Genomic DNA, 20,818 nt, shown 5'->3' with positions numbered 1-20,818 from the left:
AACCGCCGACCCCCTCCTTGTAAGGGAGGTGCTCTCCCAGCTGAGCTAATCACCCGATACTGCGCTGGATACTGCTAAGTGGTGGGTCGTGCAGGATGACTCGGCTTCGCCTCGCCCTATGGGCCGTTGCTGTCGCAACGTTATCCTTCACGTTTTACTATCGCGTTCCACCAGAACGATTGGTGGGTCGTGCAGGATTCGAACCTGCGACCAATTGATTAAAAGTCAACTGCTCTACCAACTGAGCTAACGACCCACTCTGGCATCGCTTTGGGCTTGTTTGATATCCCTTGGCAACGGCGGCATATATTACTGATTTCAGAATTCAGCGCAACTAAAATTTCGATAAAGATCACTTAACTGCTGGTGATTCAGGCGACAAGACCAGAAATAACGCGATTTCTGGTCATGCCGTAATCAACCAAGAGCATTAAGACGTTTTTGCGCTTGTTTCGCACCGTCGGTGCCGGGGAATTTACTGATCACCTGCTGGTAAACCGCTTTCGCTTTCGCGGTATCACCCTTGTCCTGCATGATCACGCCGACCTTAAACATGGCGTCAGGCGCTTTTGGCGATTTCGGGTAGTTCTTCACCACCGAGGCGAAGTAAAACGCCGCATCGTCTTTTTTCCCCTTATTGTAATTCAACTGTCCGAGCCAATAGTTGGCGTTCGGCTGATAAGTTGAATCCGGGTACTTTTTAACGAAGTTCTGAAACGCCACCATTGCGTCATCCTGGCGTGAAGCATCCTTCACCAGGGCAATGGCCGCATTGTAATCGGTGTTCGCATCGCCGGTCATCGCCGGGGCGCCTGACGAGGCCGCTGGCGCTGCGCTGGTAGCAGCCGCGCTCTGATCGCCGGAAGACGATGGAGCCTGCGTACCTGATGCTGCCGCTGCGCCGCCGCCACCGCTGCTCAGACTATCTATCTGCAGCAGAATCTGCTTCTGGCGCTCAACGATCTGATTCAGCTGATATTGGTTCTCCTGGATCTGGCCACGGAGAGAATCAATGTCAGTCTGGTTATCAGAGAGTTGTTGCTGGAGTTGGGTTAAAAGCTGGCTGTGAGCATTGGAAATACGCTCGAGTTGAGTGACGCGGTCTTCGACCGAGCCTGAGCCGACACTACTGATTGGCGCCTGAGCAAAAGCGGCCCAGGGGGCCGCTATGCCAACCAGTAACGACAGACTCAATAAATGATGTCTGAAGTTACTGCTCATGCAATTCTCTTAGTAAACCAGTACGGCGCGACGGTTTTTGGCATATGCCGCTTCGTCATGACCCAGTACTGCTGGTTTTTCTTTACCGTAAGAAACGATGGAGATCTGATCGGCAGAAACACCTTTGCCCTGCAGATACATCTTAACGGCGTTAGCACGACGCTCACCCAGAGCGATGTTGTATTCCGGCGTACCGCGCTCATCCGCGTGACCTTCTACAGTCACTTTGTAGGACGGGTTGCTGCGCAGGAAGTTCGCATGCGCGTCCAGCATGGCAGCGAAGTCAGAACGGATATCGTACTTGTCCAGATCGAAGTAAACGATGTTGTTCTGTTGCAGCTGCTGCATCTGCAGACGAGCTTGCTCTTCAGAAGACATGTTGCCGCCGTTACCGTTAGCGTCCATACCAGTGCCGGCACCCAGCATGCCTTCACCGCTCTGGTCGTTGCTGGCGTTCTTGTTAGAAGAACATGCCGCGATTGCCATAACCGGCAGAGCGATCATCAGCCCTTTCAGCACTTTGTTCAGTTGCATTTCTTTGATTCCTTTAATAATCAATTATTTATTATCACAGATACGGCGACCAGGCAGGCGATTTTACCTGTCCATCAGTTGCCGGAAGACGCGCTTTGAAACGCCCATCTGTAGAAACCAGATTCAGCACGGATCCCATCCCCTGAGAAGAGCTGTAGATTACCATAGTGCCGTTAGGTGCCAGACTTGGCGTTTCGTCTAAAAACGTTGATGACAGAACCTGTACACCACCCGCTTCCAGATCTTGTTTGGCAATGTGCTGCTGACCGCCGGCCGAGCTGACCATTACCATGGTTTTACCATCTGCGCTCACGTCGGCGTCCTGGTTCTGTGAACCTTCCCAGGTGATACGCTGCGGCGTGCCGCCATTGATGTTGACTTTATACACCTGCGGACGACCGGCCTGGTCAGAGGTGAAGGCCAGGTTCTGGCTGTCCGGGAACCAGCTTGGTTCGGTGTTGTTGCTGCGACCGTTAGTCACCTGACGAATCTGACCGGAGCCCAGATCCATCACGTACAGGTTCAGGCTACCGGTTTTCGACAGCGCGAAGGCCAACTTAGAGCCATCCGGAGAGAACGCCGGCGCGCCGTTGTGCTGCGGGAAGGAGGCGATCTGACGCACAGCGCCGTTCGCCAGGGTCTGAACCACCAGCGCAGAACGACCACTTTCAAAGGTCACGTAAGCCAGTTTAGAACCGTCCGGAGACCAGGCCGGGGACATCAGCGGCTGGGAGGAACGGTGAACAAGGAACTGGTTGTAACCATCGTAGTCGGACACGCGCAGTTCGTAAGGGAACTGGCCGCCGTTTTTCTGCACCACGTAGGCGATACGGGTACGGAAGGCGCCCTTGATGCCGGTCAGCTTCTCAAATACCGCGTCGCTGGCAGCGTGCGCTGCGTAGCGCAGGTACTGTTTAGTGACTTTAAAAGAGCCTTGCGCCAGCGTTGTACCCGGCGCACCGCCGGTATCCACCAGCTGATATGCTACCTGATAAGAACCATCCGGGTTTGACGTGACCTGACCGACGACCACGGCGTCGATACCCAGCGCAGACCAGGCAGCAGGCTGCACTTCCTGGGCACTGGTCGGCTGCTGCGGCAGACGCGAGCGATCCAGCGGGTTGAATTTACCACTGTTGCGCAGGTCAGCTGCCACGATACCGCCAACATCTTCAGGCGCAGCGCCCTGGCCGGCCCACTGGAACGGTACCACGCCGATAGGGCGTGCCGAGTCCACCCCCTGGGTGATCTCGATACGTACTTCTGCGTGCAGCACCGCCGCCCACAGCATTAAAAAACCAAATGCTACTCGTAATGCCTGCTTCATCATATCTCCCTTATCCGGGCGGAAAGCCCACGATAATTTAGCAGAATGTTAACAAACTCAAATATACAAAACTACCAAAACCCTGTGACTACCATAGATTGTTTTTCCCCGTTTGCACGGGGAAAAATATCACTGAGGTTTGAAGTCCAGTGGCGCATTTTTGAAGACTTCATATACTGCCTGGCTAGGTGGTTTCGGGAACTTAGCCTGCCGGGCTGCGGCAAGAGCGGCCTGGCACAGAGCAGGATCACCACCTTCGGACTGTATATTTAACAACAGGCCGTCAGGAGCAAGTTTGATACGCAAGGTACATGTTTTGCCTGCATAGGACGATGCGTCATAAAACTTACTTTCAATCGCCGACTTTATCTGCCCGGCATAGTTATTGATATCAGCCCCCGAGGCACTGTTTTTAGTATTACCACTCCCGGCAGCAGAGGCATTGTTTCCTTTGGCTCCTCCGCCTGTTTTAGGCGCATTCTTACCCGAACTCAGATCGCCAAGCAGGTCGTCAACGCCGTCCGCTTCTTTCGCGGCAGCCGCTTTCTTCGCTGCCGCCGCTTTTGCTGCTGCCGCTTTGGCCGCTTTATCGGCCGCTGCCTTCTCTGCCGCAGCCGCTTTGGCTGCCGCCGCTTTTTCAGCTGCGGCGGCTTTCTCGGCGGCGGCCTTCTCTGCGGCCGCTTTTTGGGCGGCAGCTTTCTCAGCGGCTTTTTCGGCGGCTTTTTCTGCTGCCGCTTTTTCAGCCGCAGCTTGCTTAGCCGCCTCCTGCTGGGCCTTCTTCTCTGCTTCCTGCTGCGCTTTCTTCGCCGCTGCCGCTTCCGCTTTCTTCTGCGCTTCTGCTGCGGCTTTCGCCGCTTCGGCTTCCGCCTGTTTCTTCGCATCGGCTGCCGCTTTCGCGGCGGCGGCATCGGCCTGTTTCTTCGCGTCAGCGGCGGCTTTAGCCGCTGCCAGCTCAGCCGCTTTTGCCTGGGCATCCGCCTTCGCTTTTGCGTCGGCAGCCGCTTTGGCAGCCGCTTCCTGCGCTTCTTTAGCCTGCGCATCCGCTTTGGCTTTCGCCGCCGCGGCAGCCTTGGCAGCCGCTTCCTCAGCCTGCTTCTGCTGTTCCTTCGCTTCTTTCGCCGCTTCCTGCGCCTGCAGCCGTTCCTGTTCGAGCTGTTTCAGCCGTTCCTGTTCCGCTGCCTGTTTCTCACGTAACTCTTCCGCCTGCTGCTGCGCCTGTTTTTCACGCTGCTCAGCGGCGCGACGTGCGCTGGCCTGCTGCTGTTGCTGACGGTTATAGTTATTTACCACCGCCCCCGGATCGACCATGACGGCATCAATGGACGATCCCCCGCCGCCGCCGGCAGAGGCATCCAGATGCTCGTCAAACGAACTCCAGATCAGCAGCGCGATCAGAATGATGTGCAGCGCGACTGAAATGATGATCGCTCGTTTAAGCTTGTCGTTTTGTTCGGTTGCCTTTGACACTATCGGTTCCCAAAAACTGTTCGCCTGTACCCGCGATGCACGCCGACGGCGAGCGATACTCACCATCGGACGCCACACGGACGCACATACCTGAAGCGATTAAATAGGTTTGGTCATCAAGCCGACCGATTTAACCCCTGCACTATGCAACAGGTTCAGCGCTTTAATAATTTCATCGTAAGGGACGTCTTTCGCACCGCCGATCAGGAATACCGTTTTCTCATTGGCTTCAAGACGACGCTTCGCTTCGGCAATCACCTGCTCCGGCGGCAGCTGGGACAGCGTCTCCTGCCCCACTTTCACGCTGTACTGCCCTACCCCGGAGACTTCCACAATCACCGGCGGATCGTCATTGCTTTTCACCGCTTGCGATTCCGTGGCGTCCGGCAGATCGACTTCCACGCTCTGCGTAATGATGGGCGCCGTTGCCATAAAGATCAGCAGCAGTACCAGCAGGACATCCAGCAGCGGAACGATGTTGATCTCGGACTTCAGTTCGCGACGTCCGCGTCCACGTGCTCTGGCCATGGCTTACCCCTTATTGCTTTCGCTGGTGGTAAAGGCCTGACGGTGCAGAATAGCGGTGAACTCTTCCATAAAGTTGTCGTAGTTCAGTTCAAGCTTGTTCACGCGCTGGTTCAGGCGGTTGTACGCCATGACCGCCGGGATCGCGGCGAACAGACCGATCGCGGTGGCGATCAGCGCTTCGGCGATACCTGGCGCCACCATCTGCAGGGTGGCCTGCTTCACCGCGCCAAGGGCGATAAAGGCATGCATAATCCCCCAGACAGTACCGAACAGACCGATATACGGGCTGATGGAGCCTACGGTGCCGAGGAACGGGATATGGGTTTCCAGCGTTTCCAGCTCGCGGTTCATCGAAATACGCATCGCGCGCGATGCCCCTTCGACAATCGCTTCCGGCGCATGGCTGTTGGCCCGATGCAGGCGCGCAAATTCTTTGAAACCGCTGTAGAAGATTTGTTCCGAACCGGTCAGGTTATCGCGACGCCCCTGGCTCTCCTGGTACAAACGGGACAGCTCGATCCCGGACCAGAATTTGTCCTCGAACGCTTCAGCTTCACGCGCGGCCGAGTTAAGGATACGCGTTCTCTGAATAATGATAGCCCAGGAAGCGATAGAAAAACCAATCAAAATCAACATGATAAGTTTAACCAGAAGGCTCGCCTTCAGGAACAAATCAAGGATATTCATGTCAGTCACTGCTTAAACTCCGCGACAATAGACTTGGGAAGCGCACGTGGCTTCATTAAGAGTGGATCAACGCACACAATGAGAACCTCAGCTTCGTTTAACACTGTATTCTCGGCGTTGACGATTCGCTGCGTGAAAACCAAAGAGGTGCCGCGCATCGAGGTAATTTCCGTCTGGACTTCGAGCATGTCGTCGAGTCTGGCGGGGGCAAAATACTCCAGCGTCATTTTGCGAACCACGAAGGCAACGCGTTCAGCCAACAGCACCTGTTGACTAAAGTGATGGTGGCGCAGCATCTCTGTGCGTGCTCTTTCATAAAAAGCGACGTAACTGGCGTGGTAAACCACACCACCGGCGTCGGTATCTTCGTAGTAGACCCGAACCGGCCATCGAAACAGCGTTGTATTCACTTTACATCCCGGTAATGCAAAAAAAGGTTAGAGCTTTCAAACTTCGCTACTATACGCGCGGGAAAGGTGGTTTGGAATGGGGGAAAGTAAACGGGGCGTAAATTTTTATGGGCTTATGCAAGCCCATACCATTAACAGAGATCTCTTATTCAAAAGAAGAAAAAGAAGAGACCCAAAGCGAGCACGATATCAGCGATAAGCGGACAAAAAATCCCCTGCCAGTGAACGGCACGCGGACGGAAGCCCACGCCGTGAATAACGCCGCTGCAAACCGCCCACATCAGCAAGAAACCATGCCAGATTTCCAGCTCGCTGGTCTTCGCCGCAAAGCGCGACGGATCCCAGAAGATGCAGCCGGCCAGCAGCAGCGCCATCAATAAGGAAAGCGCCCTTAACGGGCGCTTGTCCATTATCGCATACATATACTTTATCATTCACGTCGCCTCTTTGTTGGCTACGTCTGCTTACCCCAGTCACTTACTGGTGTAAGCTCCTGGGGATTCACAGACTTGCCGCCTCGATGCAATCCGAATGATTTCGTATATCGCATCACGATAATACTCATCAGTGTTCTTCTTTACCTGCTTTGGTGGCTTCCACGTGCTCAAGCGCCAGCGCGGTAATCACCCCAAAGGCACAGGCAAGAAGCGTTCCCAAAATCCATGCGAAGTACCACATATATAGCTCCTTACCTTAGTACAGCGAGTGGGTGTTCTTTTCGATGTCTTCGCGCGTAATGCGGCCGAACATCTTCCAGTAACACCAGCTGGTGTAGGCCAGAATGATCGGCACGAAGACAATCGCCACGTAGGTCATCAGGTTCAGCGTCCGCTGACTGGAGGTCGCGTCCCACATCGTCAGGCTGGCGTTCAGCATGGTGCTGGACGGCATGATGAACGGGAACATCGCAATACCGGCGGTCAGAATGATGCAGGCCAGGGTCAGCGAGGAGAACAGGAATGCCCACGCGCCTTTATCCGCTTTAGTCGAGACGACGGTCAGCAGCGGCAGCACCACGCCCAGGGCAGGAACGGCCCACAGCGCTGGCATGTTATTAAAGTTCACCATCCATGCACCGGCCTCACGCACGACTTCTTTAGTCAGCGGGTTAGACGGGCCGCTATGATCCATTACTGATTTCACCACATAGCCGTCGATGCCGTAGTAGACCCACACGCCCGCCAGCGCGAAGCAGACCAGCGTCACCAGCGCCGCCACCGTGGAAACGGTGCGGGTACGCAGGTGCAGTTCGCCTACGGTACGCATCTGCAGGTAGGTGGCACCCTGAGTCAGGATCATCGCCACGCTGACGATACCGGCCAGCAGACCAAACGGGTTCAGCAGCTGGAAGAAGTTTCCGGTATAGAACAGACGCAGGTATTCATCGACGTGGAACGGCACGCCCTGCAACAGGTTGCCGAAGGCCACACCAATCACCAGCGGCGGCACGAAGCTACCGATGAAGATGCCCCAGTCCCACATGTTGCGCCAGCGGGTGTCCTCGATCTTGGAACGGTAGTCAAAACCGACCGGACGGAAGAACAGCGAAGCCAGCACCAGAATCATCGCCACATAGAAGCCAGAGAACGCTGCGGCGTAAACCATCGGCCAGGCCGCGAACAGCGCGCCGCCGGCGGTGATCAGCCACACCTGGTTACCGTCCCAGTGCGGAGCGATGGCGTTGATCATAATCCGACGCTCGGTGTCGTTACGGCCGAGGAAACGGGTGAGCATGCCCACCCCCATGTCGAACCCGTCGGCGACAGCGAAGCCAATCAGCAGAATGCCAATCAGCAGCCACCAGATAAAACGCAATACTTCATAATCGATCATTTGACGACTCCTGTCTTAGCGTGCCGACTGAATAGCCGCAGAGGACTGTTCAAAGTGATAGCGGCCGGTTTTCAGGCTGCTAGGTCCTTTGCGGGCAAACTTGAACATCAGGAACAGTTCAGCCACCAGGAACAGCGTGTACAGACCGCAGATCAGCAACATTGAGAAGATCAGATCGCCTGCGGTCAGCGACGAGTTGGCCACCGCGGTCGGCAGGACCTCACCAATCGCCCACGGCTGACGGCCATACTCGGCAACAAACCAGCCCGACTCCACGGCAATCCACGGCAGCGGCAGGCCAAAGAACGCGGCGCGCAGCAGCCATTTTTTCTCGCCAATGCGGTTACGAATCACGCTCCAGAAGGAGGCGCCGATAATCAACAGCATCAGGATGCCGCACGCCACCATGATACGGAAGGCGAAGTACAGCGGGGCGACGCTTGGAATAGAGTCTTTGGTCGCTTTGGCGATCTGCTCTTCCGTGGCGTCAGCGACGTTCGGGGTATAGCGCTTCAGCAACAGGCCATAGCCGAGGTCTTTCTTCACGCTATTGAACTGGTCACGCACGGCCTGGTCGGTCGAACCGGCGCGCAGCTGCTCCAGTAGCGCGTACGCTTTCATCCCGTTACGGATACGCTCTTCGTGCTGAACCATCAGATCTTTCAGGCCGATAACCGGCTTATCCACCGAGCGGGTGGCGATGATGCCCAGCGCGTAAGGGATCTGGATCGCGAAGTGGTTGGTCTGCGCATTCTGATCGGGAATACCAAACAGAGTAAAGGCAGCCGGCGCCGGCTGGGTTTCCCACTCAGCTTCGATAGCCGCCAGTTTGGTTTTCTGCACGTCACCCATTTCGTAACCGGATTCGTCACCCAGCACAATAACGGAGAGGATCGCCGCCATACCGAAGCTGGCTGCGATGGCAAAGGAGCGCTTAGCAAAGGCAAAGTCGCGGCCTTTCAGCATATACCAGGAGCTGATAGCCAGGATGAACATCGCGCCGGTGACATAGCCAGACGCCACGGTGTGAACGAACTTCACCTGGGCGACCGGGTTGAGCACCAGTTCAGAGAAGCTGACCATCTCCATACGCATGGTTTCGAAGTTGAAGTCCGATGCGATAGGGTTCTGCATCCAGCCGTTGGCGACGAGGATCCACAGCGCGGAGAGGTTGGAGCCCAGCGCAACCAGCCAGGTGACCGCCATGTGCTGAACTTTACCCAGACGATCCCAACCGAAGAAGAACAGACCTACAAAGGTGGATTCGAGGAAGAAGGCCATCAGACCTTCAATGGCCAGCGGCGCACCGAAGATATCGCCCACGTAGTGTGAGTAATACGACCAGTTAGTCCCGAACTGGAACTCCATGGTCAGACCGGTCGCCACACCCAGCGCGAAGTTGATACCAAACAACTTGCCCCAGAATTTGGTCATATCTTTATAAATCTGTTTGCCGGAAAGGACGTAAACCGTTTCCATGATGGCCAGCAGGAACGCCATACCGAGCGTTAGCGGCACAAAAAGGAAGTGGTACATCGCGGTCAAGGCAAACTGTAAGCGCGACAGTTCGACTATATCTAACATCATGACTCCTTGCTCATCGCATGAAGACTCCGAAAATGAACCGAGAAGCTCTGGCTCATACGCATGCCCCAATACAAAAGTTATTTGTTGGCCCGTCCGCAGCGCGTTTCACCTGAAAGTGAAGCCACGCCACGACAAGGTTACAAATACGTTAACGAAAACCCAATTGATTCCCCAATATATTACGCCGCAATAACCTTACAATAAATATGTTTTTATTGTTCCAGTTTTACATTTTTCGACGGTGATCAATATATAGCGAAGATAGCCTGTTTAGGCCAATTTGACTTGCGACAATTTAACGTTTTTTGAAGAATTTTTCCAAGCATTAAGCATTGATATAAATCAATTTTTACTCTACGTGTTAATTATGTAGCTCAATAAAGAATATTGGTGAACTTAATGTTAATGTTGTGTTTAAAGTATGGCTTGCTTGGTTACTGAAAAGAGAGATATGAGAATCATAGGTAATATTATTTAACGCCGCGGGGAAAAATGAAAAAAAATGCGCCGATCCTAATAATGCTAGACTGCTCACAGTATTTTTCCTGTTTTCTTATGCCCTTCTCTTCTGTTTTTTCACTATCTAAAACCCTTGCCTGTCGCGAATTGCGGAAATATTTCCTTCAGCAACCACGCTGCCGGGATTATATTCATGAAATAATTCATAAAATCAATATGATAGATAAGGTTTTTCACGGAGCAGGCATTCCGCCGGTTCAGCGGATGTTCTGGCGAGATGGATAACGCCCATAAAAAAGGCCACCTGACGGTGGCCAACCATGTCGAAATCGGACAGATTTCTGCTTCGGAGAAGCAGAGAGGGTTTACTTGATGATAGCTTTCAGCGCTTCGCCGATATCGGCCAGGCTGCGAACGGTTTTCACACCAGCGGCTTCCAGGGCGGCGAATTTCTCATCAGCAGTACCTTTACCGCCAGCGATGATGGCGCCCGCGTGGCCCATACGCTTGCCTTTCGGCGCGGTCACGCCCGCGATGTAGCCGACAACCGGCTTGGTCACGTGCTCTTTGATGTAGGCTGCCGCTTCTTCTTCCGCGCTGCCGCCGATCTCACCGATCATCACGATCGCTTCGGTCTGCGGATCTTCCTGGAACAGCTTCAGGATATCGATGAAGTTGGAGCCCGGGATCGGGTCGCCGCCGATACCGACGCAGGTAGACTGGCCGAAGCCGTAGTCGGTGGTCTGCTTAACCGCTTCATAGGTCAGGGTACCGGAACGGGAAACGATGCCCACTTTACCCGGCTTGTGAATGTGACCCGGCATGATGCCGATTTTGCATTCGCCCGGGGTGATAACGCCTGGGCAGTTCGGGCCAATCATGCGCACGCCCGCTTCGTCCAGCTTCACTTTCACGGTCAGCATATCCAGCGTCGGGATACCTTCGGTGATGGTGATAATCAGCTTAATGCCCGCGTCGATTGCTTCCAGAATGGAGTCTTTGCAGAACGGCGCCGGAACGTAGATAACGGTCGCGGTCGCGCCGGTCGCTTCAACAGCTTCGCGCACGGTATTAAATACCGGCAGGCCCAGGTGGGTGGTGCCGCCTTTGCCTGGCGTCACGCCGCCAACCATTTGCGTACCGTAAGCGATCGCTTGTTCAGAGTGGAAGGTCCCCTGGCTACCGGTGAAGCCCTGGCAGATAACCTTGGTATCTTTATTAATTAAAACTGACATTATTTCCCCTCCACTGCGGCAACAACCTGCTGTGCTGCGTCCGTCAGACTTTTCGCTGCAATAATATTCAGGCCGCTGTCAGCCAGTTTTTTCGCGCCCAGTTCGGCGTTGTTACCTTCCAGACGAACCACGACCGGAACGTTAACCCCAACTTCCGCTACCGCGCCGATGATGCCGTCAGCGATCAGGTCGCAACGCACGATGCCGCCGAAGATGTTAACCAGCACTGCTTTCACATTGTCATCAGAAAGGATGATTTTGAACGCTTCGGTCACGCGCTCTTTGGTGGCGCCGCCGCCAACGTCGAGGAAGTTAGCCGGTTCGCCGCCGTGCAGCTTAACGATGTCCATGGTGCCCATCGCCAGGCCTGCGCCGTTAACCATGCAGCCGATGTTGCCATCCAGCGCCACGTAGTTCAGTTCCCACTGCGCCGCCTGCGCTTCGCGCGGATCTTCCTGAGACTGGTCGCGCATTTCGCGCAGATCCGGCTGGCGGAACAGCGCGTTGCCGTCAGCGCCCAGTTTGCCGTCGAGGCAGATCAGGTCGCCCTGCTTAGTGATAACCAGCGGGTTGATTTCGATCAGCGCCAGGTCGCGCTCAAGGAAAATGGTCGCCAGACCCATGAAAATCTTGGTGAACTGCTGAACCTGCTTACCTTCCAGACCCAGTTTGAACGCCAGTTCACGCCCCTGATAAGGCATCGGGCCCGCCAGCGGATCGATGGCGATCTTGTGGATCAGGTGCGGGGTTTCTTCCGCGACTTTTTCGATTTCCACGCCGCCTTCAGTCGACGCCATGAACACCACGCGACGGGAGCTACGATCAACGACCGCGCCCAGATACAGCTCTTTATCAATATCGGTCGCCGCTTCAACCAGAATCTGGTTTACCGGCTGGCCGTTGGCATCGGTTTGGTAAGTCACCAGGCGTTTGCCCAGCCAATGCTCAGCAAAAGCGCGGATCTCTTCTTTGCTCTTAACTACTTTCACACCGCCCGCTTTACCGCGGCCACCAGCGTGAACCTGACATTTCACTACCCACGGACCCGCGCCGATTTTTGAAGCGGCTTCTTCTGCTTCACGCGGAGTAGTACAGGCATAACCCACCGGCGCCGGTAAGCCATAGCGGGCAAAAAGTTGTTTTGCCTGATATTCATGTAAGTTCATGTGTTCAGTCCATCCTTCAGGGTGTAATTATCTTTAAACCTGTAGGCCTGATAAGACGCGCTAGCGTCGCCATCAGGCATCTCATCAACGCCGGATGGCGGCAAAAATGCCTTATCCGGCCTACGGTAAGTCATACTCTTACTGACTACACGTCCAGCAGCAGACGAGTCGGATCTTCCAGCAGCTCTTTAATCGCCACCAGGAAGCCAACCGATTCACGCCCATCGATCAGACGGTGGTCATAGGAGAGCGCCAGGTACATCATCGGCAGGATCTCTACCTTGCCATTCACCGCCATCGGACGGTCTTTAATGGCATGCATACCCAGGATGGCGCTCTGCGGTGGGTTGATGATCGGCGTGGACATCAGGGAACCGAAGACGCCGCCGTTGGTAATGGTGAAGTTACCGCCGGTCAGGTCATCTACAGTCAGCTTGCCGTCACGGCCTTTCACCGCCAGCTCTTTGATATTCTTTTCGATGTCCGCCATGCCCAGCAGGTCAACGTCACGCAGAACCGGGGTTACCAGGCCGCGCGGAGTGGACACTGCCATGCTGACGTCAAAGTAGTTGTGGTAAACCACGTCGTCGCCATCGATGGAAGCGTTCACTTCCGGATAGCGTTTCAGCGCTTCAACCACCGCTTTCACGTAGAAGGACATGAAGCCCAGACGGATACCGTGACGTTTTTCGAAGGCATCGCCGTACTGCTTACGCAGATCCATAATCGGCTTCATGTTGACTTCGTTAAAGGTCGTCAGCATGGCGGTGGAATTTTTCGCTTCCAGCAGACGCTCGGCCACGCGTTTACGCAGACGGGTCATCGGGACGCGTTTTTCTGAACGGTGACCCAGCTGCGGCGCTGGTGTCGCTGCCGCGGTAGCCGCTGGCGCTTTGGCTTCAGCCGCCGCCGGGGCTTTCGCCAGATGTTTCTCGACGTCTTCACGAGTCAGACGGCCACCCACGCCGGTACCTTTGATGGCAGCGGCGTCGAGGTTGTGCTCCGCCAGCAGACGACGGATCGCCGGGCTGAGCGCATCGTTGTTCTGCTCTTCCAGAGAAGCCTGCTGGCGCTGCGCCGGGGTGGACGCTTTCGCATCCGCTTTTTCGCTGGTTTCTTTACCTGCGCTGTTGCCCTCACGCAGGCGGCCAAGGATCTGGCGAGACAGGACGGTAGCGCCCTCGTCTTCCAGCACTGCATCCAGAATGCCGTCCGCTGATGCCGGTACTTCCAGTACCACTTTGTCAGTTTCGATTTCGACCAGAACTTCGTCACGGACGACCGCGTCGCCCGGTTTTTTATGCCAGGTGGCGACGGTTGCGTCAGCTACGGACTCAGGCAGGTCGGGAACCAGAATATCTACGCTACTCATTGTGTATCCTTTAATTAATCGACGTTCAGCGCGTCATTGACCAGATCTTGTTGCTGTTTCTGGTGAACGGACATGTACCCTACCGCCGGAGAGGCGGAGGCCGGGCGGCCTGCATAACGCAGAGAGGCCCCAAATGGAACTACTTCACGAAGGTGGTGCTGGCTGCAGTACCATGCGCCCTGGTTGAGCGGCTCTTCCTGGCACCAGACAAAATCATGTACGTGCGAGTAAGCTTTCAGCGCTTCCTGCACCGCCTGATGCGGGAACGGGTAGAGCTGTTCGATACGCACAATGGCGACATCTTTTTGCTCGTTTTTGCGGCGCTGTTCCAGCAGGTCGTAGTAAACCTTACCAGAGCACAGTACGACGCGCTTCACGGCTTGCGGATCGAGTTCGTCGATTTCGCCGATGGCCGGCATAAAGGTGCCGTTCGCCAGTTCGTCCATGCTGGAGACCGCCAGCGGGTGGCGCAGCAGAGACTTCGGCGACATCACCACCAGCGGACGGCGCATACCGCGCAGCGCCTGACGACGCAGCATATGGTAAACCTGTGCCGGGGTGGACGGTACGCAAACCTGCATGTTCTGCTCAGCGCACAGCTGCAGATAGCGTTCCAGACGCGCGGAGGAGTGCTCCGGGCCCTGCCCTTCGTAGCCGTGCGGCAGCAACATCACCAGACCGCACATCCGGCCCCATTTCTGTTCGCCAGAGGAGATGAACTGATCAATCACCACCTGCGCGCCGTTGGCGAAGTCGCCGAACTGCGCTTCCCAGATGGTCAGCGTACGCGGCTCTGCGGTGGCGTAACCGTATTCGAACGCCAGCACGGCTTCTTCAGACAGCACCGAGTCCCAGACGCGGAACTGGCCCTGGCCGTTGTGCACATGCTGCAGCGGGGTATAGGTAGAACCGTTGCTCTGGTTATGGATAACCGCGTGACGGTGGAAGAAGGTGCCGCGACCGGAGTCTTCACCGGACAGGCGCACCGGAACGCCTTCGTCAACCAGGGTGGCATAAGCCAGGTTTTCAGCGCCGCCCCAATCGAACAGCTTCTCGCCGGCGGCCATCAGTTGGCGATCGCCGTAGATTTTCGCTACACGGGACTGCATTTCGATACCTTCCGGCACCGTACTGATGCGTTTAGCCAGCTCTTGCAGACGTTTCGGATCCACTTTATCCGGATAGCTCTCGTCCCACTCGTGGTTGAGGTAGGGAGACCAGGTAAAGGAGTGCATATTCATCGGACGCCACTCCTCTACCACGCATTCGCCGGCATCCAGCGCATCGCGGTAAAGGTTAACCTGCTCAGTCGCGTCTTCCAGCGTCGCAACTTTCTCCTGCTCCAGCTTGTCAGCATAGATTTTGCGCGGGGTCGGATGCTTTTTGATTTTCTGGTACATCAGCGGCTGGGTTGCGCTCGGCTCGTCGGCTTCGTTATGGCCGTGACGGCGGTAGCACACCAGGTCGATAAAGACATCGCGTTTGAAGGTATTACGGAAATCCAGCGCCAGACGGGTAACGAAAGCAACGGCTTCCGGGTCATCCGCGTTAACGTGGAAAATCGGCGCCTGAACCATCTTACCGATATCGGTACAGTATGGCGTAGAACGCGCATCCAGCGGGTTGGAGGTGGTAAAGCCAACCTGGTTGTTGATAACGATACGCACGGTACCGCCGACTTCGTAACCGCGGGCTTTCGACATGTTCAGGGTTTCCTGAACCACGCCCTGGCCGGTAACGGCGGCGTCGCCGTGGATGGTAATAGGCAGAACTTTGTTGCTGCTTGGCTCGTCCAGACGATCCAGACGGGCGCGTACGGAACCGATAACCACCGGGCTAACGATCTCCAGGTGCGACGGGTTAAACGCCAGCGCCAGGTGGACCAGACCGCCTTCGGTTTCCATATCGGAAGAGAAGCCCATGTGGTACTTCACGTCGCCGGTGCCGAGGTGTTCTTTATGTTTGCCCGCGAACTCGTCGAACAGGTCCTGCGGTTTTTTACCCAGCACGTTGACCAGCACGTTCAGACGGCCACGGTGCGCCATGCCCAGCACCACTTCGCGGGTGCCGCTTTTGCCTGCATGGCGGATCATCTCTTTGAGCATCGGGATCAGGGCATCACCCCCTTCCAGCGAGAAGCGTTTCGCCCCCGGGAATTTGGCGCCGAGGTAGCGTTCCAGCCCTTCTGCAGCGGTCAGTTCACTGAGGAAGCGCTTTTTCTCTGCCGCGGTGAAGCTCGCTTTACCGGCTACCGATTCAATACGCTGCTGGATCCAGCGTTTTTCCTCAGTAGAGGTGATATGCATGTATTCCGCGCCGATGGAGCCGCAGTAGGTTTGCTTGAGGGCGGCAATCAGTTCGCCCAGCTTCATCGTGTCTTTACCGATGGCGAATGAACCTACGTTATAGCTATCCTGGAAATCGGCCTCGGTCAGATCGTGGTAGGCCGGATCAAGATCCGCCACTCTCTCTTGCTTCCACAGTCCCAGCGGATCGAGATTCGCATGCTGGTGGCCACGGAAACGGTATGCGTTGATGAGCTGCAGGACTTTAACCTGCTTCACATTGGTGTCAGGGTCGGAAATCGAAGAAGTGTAACGTGAGGCATCCTTCGCCAGTCGACGGAAATAATCACGTGTTTTGGAATGGAATTGATCCGGTTTAACTCCGGTGCCAGGTAACTGCTGGAACATCGAACGCCAGTTGGCGTCAACAGAGTCAGGATCGGTTAAGAAGTCTTCATAGAGCTGTTCTATCCAGCTCTGGTTCGAACCAGAGAGGAAAGAAGAGTCCAGCCAGGCTTTCATTGCGCCGTTCTGCATCGTGATCCCTTAAGCACTTTTATGCTTATTTCGCCGTAGAAACTACCACGCACACCGAGTGCACGTGCCGGGGTTCACTTGTTGCGGACGAGTTGTGGTTTCTATCCGCTAAGGAACCTTTAAAAACTGCCATTAATCTTCAGCGTTCAGGCTGCGGTTGCGTTGGCTGCCTTCGCTTACCCCGGTCACATAGTTCACTATGCTCCCGGGGATGCGCTCAGTTGCCGCCTTACCTCGCACTGAACGCCTCGATTACTGGTACATCTTGTGGCGGTTTTTAAAGATTTCCTGCTATCTGTCCCCCGGCGGCGCTAACGCTTGCCGGGGCTACTGCTTTGGTAGCCCGGATAAGCGCAAGCGCCATCCGGGACAGACCGTGTTGCTTACGCGCTGCGCTGCAGCAGCATCGACTTAATATGGCCGATGGCGCGCGTCGGGTTAAGCCCTTTAGGACACACACTGACGCAGTTCATAATGCTGTGACAGCGGAATACGCTGAAAGCATCGCTCAGGCCTTCCAGGCGCTCGCTGGTTTCGGTATCGCGACTGTCGATCAGGAAGCGATACGCGGCCAGCAGGCCAGCCGGGCCGATGAACTTGTCCGGGTTCCACCAGAACGACGGGCACGAGGTTGAACAACATGCGCACAGAATACACTCGTACAGACCATCGAGTTTCTCACGCTGCTCAGGCATCTGCAGATGCTCGCGAGCCGGAGGATTTTGCCCATTATTCAACAAGTAAGGCTTAATCTTCTCATATTGTGCATAGAATTGCCCCATGTCTACCACCAAATCACGGATAACCGGTAATCCTGGCAGCGGACGGATAACAATCTTCTTGCCCGGCTGATTCAGCGCGGAGATTGGCGTGATGCACGCCAGACCGTTTTTCCCGTTCATGTTCAGACCATCGGAACCGCAGACCCCTTCACGGCAGGAGCGGCGGAACGACAGCGACGGATCTTTTTCTTTCAGCTGGATCAGCGCATCCAGCAGCATCATGTCACGACCTTCTTCCGCTTCGAGGGTGTAATCCTGCATATGCGGAGCGTCGTCAACATCCGGGTTATAGCGATAAATTGAAAACTCGAGTTTCATTTTCCTGTCTCCGCATTAGTAAGTACGAATCTTCGGCGGGAATGCCGGACGCAGTTTCGGTTCCATGTTGACGCTACGACGCGTCATGGATTCCGACTCTGGCAGATACAGGGAATGGCACAGCCAGTTTTCATCATCACGATCCGGGAAGTCGAAGCGGCTATGGGCGCCACGGCTTTCAGTACGGAAGTTAGCGGACACGGCGGTCGCAAACGCGGTCTCCATCAGGTTGTCCAACTCCAGGCACTCGACGCGCTGGGTGTTGAACTCGCTGGAAGTATCGTCGAGACGCGCGTTTTTCAGGCGCTCGCGGATCACTTTCAGTTGCTCCAGACCTTTGTGCATCGCATCGCCTTCGCGGAACACCGAGAAGTTGTGCTGCATACATTCCTGCAGTGCTTTGCGGATTTCCACCGGGTCTTCGCCGGAGCGGGTATTGTTCCAGCGATTGAGGCGGTCCAGCGAGCCTTCGACATCCGATTCGCTGGCGTCGCGCAGCGTGCCCTGCTCGGCGATAGACTCCTGCAGATGCAGGCCCGCCGCGCGGCCGAAGACCACCAGGTCGAGCAGCGAGTTGCCGCCCAGACGGTTGGCGCCGTGGACCGATACGCAGGCAATTTCGCCTACCGCGAACAGGCCCGGGATCACCACGTCTTCGCCCTTCTCATTCACGGTCAGCGCCTGACCGGTGACTTTGGTCGGGATACCGCCCATCATGTAGTGGCAGGTTGGGATAACCGGGATCGGCTCTTTCACCGGATCGACGTGAGCAAAGGTACGGGACAGCTCAAGGATACCTGGCAGACGAGATTCCAGAACCTCTTTACCCAGGTGATCCAGTTTCAGTTTCGCATGCGGGCCCCACGGACCATCGCAGCCGCGGCCTTCGCGAATTTCGATCATGATGGAACGCGCCACCACGTCACGACCCGCCAGGTCTTTGGCGTTCGGGGCATAACGCTCCATAAAGCGCTCGCCGTGTTTGTTCAGCAGGTAACCGCCTTCGCCGCGGCAACCTTCGGTGACCAGCACCCCTGCCCCGGCGATGCCGGTCGGGTGGAACTGCCACATTTCCATATCCTGCACCGGAACGCCGGCGCGGATGGCCATCCCGACGCCGTCACCGGTGTTGATGTGGGCGTTGGTGGTGGACTGATAAATACGGCCTGCGCCGCCGGTCGCCAGCACGGTGGCGCGGGCTTTAAAGTAGACCACTTCGCCGGTCTCGATGCACAGGGCGGTACAACCGACCACCGCGCCGTCCTGGTTTTTCACCAGATCGAGGGCATACCATTCGGAGAAGATAGTGGTGTGGTTTTTCAGGTTCTGTTGATACAGGGTGTGCAACAGCGCGTGGCCGGTACGGTCAGCCGCCGCCGCGGTACGTGCCGCTTGCTCGCCGCCGAAGTTTTTCGACTGGCCGCCGAACGGGCGCTGATAAATACGGCCGTCGTCAAGACGGGAGAACGGCAGGCCCATATGTTCCAGCTCAAGAATCGCTTCCGGGCCGGTCTTACACATATATTCGATGGCGTCCTGGTCGCCAATATAGTCCGACCCTTTTACGGTGTCGTACATATGCCATTCCCAGTTATCTTCATGGGAGTTACCGAGCGCGACGGTGATACCACCCTGCGCGGATACGGTATGGGAACGGGTAGGGAACACTTTGGAGAGCAGTGCACAGGTCTGTCCGCTCTGGGAAATTTGCAGCGCCGCGCGCATACCTGCGCCGCCGGCACCGATAACAACAGCATCAAACTCTCTGACTGGCAATTTCATTACACACCCCACACCACAACAAATCCATAAAGAACGTAAGCCACCAGCGCCACAACGATAGCCAGTTGCAGAACCAGGCGCAGAGCCAGTGGTTTAACGTAGTCCGTTAACACCTGCCACATCCCGATCCAGGCATGGATGAGAATGGAGACGAGAGCCAGCAGAGTGAAGACTTTAGTGAAGCCGGAGGCAAAGAATCCGGTCCACACTTCCCATGAGATTTCACCGGTGGTGGCGAAGAAGCCAACCATGTAGATGATGTAGAGGGTCAGAACGATGGCGGTAGCACGGACCAGAATAAAGTCATGTACGCCGTTGCGTCCCAGTGCTGAGGCGTTGCTTACCATACGAGGACTCCTGCGAGAAGTGAAAGCACGACAGTAATAACAAAAGAGATTTTGGCGGAACGTTTCCCTGCTTCGAGGGTTTCGTCCAGGTAGCCAAAGTCCATCATCAGATGGCGGATACCGACAACGACATGATAGGCCAGTGCGGTGAGAATGCCCCACATGATGAACTTCACAAAGAAGCTATCCATGATCGAGGCCGCCGTCAGAAAACCTTCAGGGGAGGAAAGGCTGGTGCCCAGCAACCAAAGCAGAATTCCGACCGCCACGAAGGTGATGACACCGGAAACGCGATGGAGAATGGACGCTATCGCCGTGATTGGGAACCGTATCGTTTGTAGATCCAGATTGACAGGTCTTTGTTTTTTCACATTTCTTACCATGAATAACGCCCACATGCTGTTCTTATTGTTTCCTTCCTCCGGTCTGCTTGCGGGTCAGACAGCGTCCTTTCTATAACCAGAAGTCATGTTAAAACGTCTTTTCAGGCATTAAAACATCACTAAACAACGCTGGGTGGCTCGGGATTGCAGGGTGTTCCGGAGACCTGGCCGCAGTATAGGCCGTTCACAAAATCATTACAATTAACCTACATATAGTTTGTTGGGTTTTCTCCGGAACAGTGATCAAGGTCACGATAACAACATTTTTTTAATTTTTAATCACCTGATTTGACAAATATTAAACATTCTTGTTACAACCATTACCAGTTAAATGCAATAATGCTCAAAAGTTATGGGGTCACTCTTTCACCTGAGAATAAGTTATGTAACAGTGTGTCAGTATTGACCGATGTAATCAGGACAGTTATTAGTGGTATACAGGTTTTAATATTCGGACTGCTAAAACGCTGATTTGCTGTTGTTTCACCGCAGCCCTGAAGGACGTACCATCAAGCGCCGTTGCTCTGTACCCTGCCCTTTTCGCTGACGCAGAGCTGT

At 55.3% G+C, this 20,818-nt stretch carries 19 protein-coding genes and 1 tRNA gene; all 20 read right to left on the bottom strand.

Going from position 1 to position 20,818, the window contains the following annotated elements; all coding sequences use genetic code 11:
- Positions 1 to 180 precede the first annotated feature (180 nt).
- A tRNA-Lys gene (locus NKJ21_RS22220) sits at positions 181 to 256 on the bottom strand.
- A 161-nt stretch (positions 257 to 417) separates the two neighbouring features.
- Positions 418 to 1,221: a cell division protein CpoB gene (cpoB, locus tag NKJ21_RS22215; protein ID WP_023297237.1), complete on the bottom strand. Its 804-nt coding sequence runs from the start codon at positions 1,219 to 1,221 to the stop codon at positions 418 to 420.
- A gap of 9 nt (positions 1,222 to 1,230) precedes the next feature.
- The gene (gene pal / locus NKJ21_RS22210) at positions 1,231 to 1,755 is read right to left on the bottom strand and encodes a peptidoglycan-associated lipoprotein Pal (RefSeq protein ID WP_002895068.1); all 525 of its coding nucleotides are present in this window, start codon (positions 1,753 to 1,755) and stop codon (positions 1,231 to 1,233) included.
- Between the two features lie 34 nt (positions 1,756 to 1,789).
- Positions 1,790 to 3,082, bottom strand: coding sequence for a Tol-Pal system beta propeller repeat protein TolB (gene tolB / locus NKJ21_RS22205; RefSeq protein ID WP_008805693.1), 1,293 nt, complete (start codon positions 3,080 to 3,082; stop codon positions 1,790 to 1,792).
- A 129-nt stretch (positions 3,083 to 3,211) separates the two neighbouring features.
- The gene (tolA, locus tag NKJ21_RS22200) at positions 3,212 to 4,549 is read right to left on the bottom strand and encodes a cell envelope integrity protein TolA (RefSeq protein WP_023322242.1); all 1,338 of its coding nucleotides are present in this window, start codon (positions 4,547 to 4,549) and stop codon (positions 3,212 to 3,214) included.
- Positions 4,550 to 4,648: 99 nt separating this feature from the next.
- A complete protein-coding gene (gene tolR, locus NKJ21_RS22195) occupies positions 4,649 to 5,077 on the bottom strand; it encodes a colicin uptake protein TolR (RefSeq protein WP_002895061.1) in 429 nt (142 codons plus the stop codon).
- Positions 5,078 to 5,080: 3 nt separating this feature from the next.
- Complete coding sequence (gene tolQ / locus NKJ21_RS22190; protein WP_004152221.1) at positions 5,081 to 5,773, bottom strand: Tol-Pal system protein TolQ; 693 nt, start codon at positions 5,771 to 5,773, stop codon at positions 5,081 to 5,083.
- Positions 5,770 to 6,174: a tol-pal system-associated acyl-CoA thioesterase gene (gene ybgC / locus NKJ21_RS22185; protein WP_002895056.1), complete on the bottom strand. Its 405-nt coding sequence runs from the start codon at positions 6,172 to 6,174 to the stop codon at positions 5,770 to 5,772. The genes tolQ and ybgC overlap by 4 nt, the downstream gene beginning before the upstream one ends.
- Before the next feature lie 149 nt (positions 6,175 to 6,323).
- Positions 6,324 to 6,608: a cyd operon protein YbgE gene (gene ybgE / locus NKJ21_RS22180; protein ID WP_008805691.1), complete on the bottom strand. Its 285-nt coding sequence runs from the start codon at positions 6,606 to 6,608 to the stop codon at positions 6,324 to 6,326.
- 130 nt (positions 6,609 to 6,738) lie between these two features.
- Positions 6,739 to 6,852 carry a cytochrome bd-I oxidase subunit CydX gene (cydX, locus tag NKJ21_RS22175; protein WP_004100325.1) on the bottom strand — a complete coding sequence of 38 codons (114 nt, stop codon included), beginning with the start codon at positions 6,850 to 6,852 and terminating at the stop codon, positions 6,739 to 6,741.
- A 15-nt stretch (positions 6,853 to 6,867) separates the two neighbouring features.
- A complete protein-coding gene (cydB, locus tag NKJ21_RS22170; RefSeq protein WP_008805690.1) occupies positions 6,868 to 8,007 on the bottom strand; it encodes a cytochrome d ubiquinol oxidase subunit II in 1,140 nt (379 codons plus the stop codon).
- A 15-nt stretch (positions 8,008 to 8,022) separates the two neighbouring features.
- A complete protein-coding gene (cydA, locus tag NKJ21_RS22165) occupies positions 8,023 to 9,591 on the bottom strand; it encodes a cytochrome ubiquinol oxidase subunit I (protein WP_012542427.1) in 1,569 nt (522 codons plus the stop codon).
- Between the two features lie 827 nt (positions 9,592 to 10,418).
- On the bottom strand, positions 10,419 to 11,288 hold the full coding sequence (sucD, locus tag NKJ21_RS22160; protein WP_004885990.1) for a succinate--CoA ligase subunit alpha: 870 nt from the start codon (positions 11,286 to 11,288) through the stop codon (positions 10,419 to 10,421).
- Entirely contained in the window at positions 11,288 to 12,454 is a 1,167-nt protein-coding gene (gene sucC / locus NKJ21_RS22155) for an ADP-forming succinate--CoA ligase subunit beta (protein ID WP_002895039.1), read from the bottom strand. Before sucC ends, sucD begins: the two co-directional genes overlap by 1 nt.
- A gap of 145 nt (positions 12,455 to 12,599) precedes the next feature.
- Entirely contained in the window at positions 12,600 to 13,826 is a 1,227-nt protein-coding gene (gene odhB, locus NKJ21_RS22150) for a 2-oxoglutarate dehydrogenase complex dihydrolipoyllysine-residue succinyltransferase (protein ID WP_012542428.1), read from the bottom strand.
- A gap of 14 nt (positions 13,827 to 13,840) precedes the next feature.
- Entirely contained in the window at positions 13,841 to 16,648 is a 2,808-nt protein-coding gene (sucA, locus tag NKJ21_RS22145; protein WP_254733214.1) for a 2-oxoglutarate dehydrogenase E1 component, read from the bottom strand.
- A gap of 383 nt (positions 16,649 to 17,031) precedes the next feature.
- Entirely contained in the window at positions 17,032 to 17,748 is a 717-nt protein-coding gene (gene sdhB, locus NKJ21_RS22140; RefSeq protein ID WP_008805686.1) for a succinate dehydrogenase iron-sulfur subunit SdhB, read from the bottom strand.
- Between the two features lie 15 nt (positions 17,749 to 17,763).
- Entirely contained in the window at positions 17,764 to 19,530 is a 1,767-nt protein-coding gene (gene sdhA / locus NKJ21_RS22135) for a succinate dehydrogenase flavoprotein subunit (protein ID WP_008805685.1), read from the bottom strand.
- On the bottom strand, positions 19,530 to 19,877 hold the full coding sequence (sdhD, locus tag NKJ21_RS22130; protein WP_002894949.1) for a succinate dehydrogenase membrane anchor subunit: 348 nt from the start codon (positions 19,875 to 19,877) through the stop codon (positions 19,530 to 19,532). Before sdhD ends, sdhA begins: the two co-directional genes overlap by 1 nt.
- Positions 19,871 to 20,275: a succinate dehydrogenase cytochrome b556 subunit gene (gene sdhC, locus NKJ21_RS22125; protein WP_004142216.1), complete on the bottom strand. Its 405-nt coding sequence runs from the start codon at positions 20,273 to 20,275 to the stop codon at positions 19,871 to 19,873. Before sdhC ends, sdhD begins: the two co-directional genes overlap by 7 nt.
- Between the last annotated feature and the right edge of the window lie 543 nt (positions 20,276 to 20,818).

Source organism: Klebsiella sp. SWET4 (assembly GCF_024296565.1).
GTDB classification, from domain to species: Bacteria; Pseudomonadota; Gammaproteobacteria; order Enterobacterales; family Enterobacteriaceae; genus Klebsiella; species Klebsiella variicola.
Note: the sequence above shows the minus strand (reverse complement) of the source record. Positions and strands in the feature narration are given on the sequence as shown.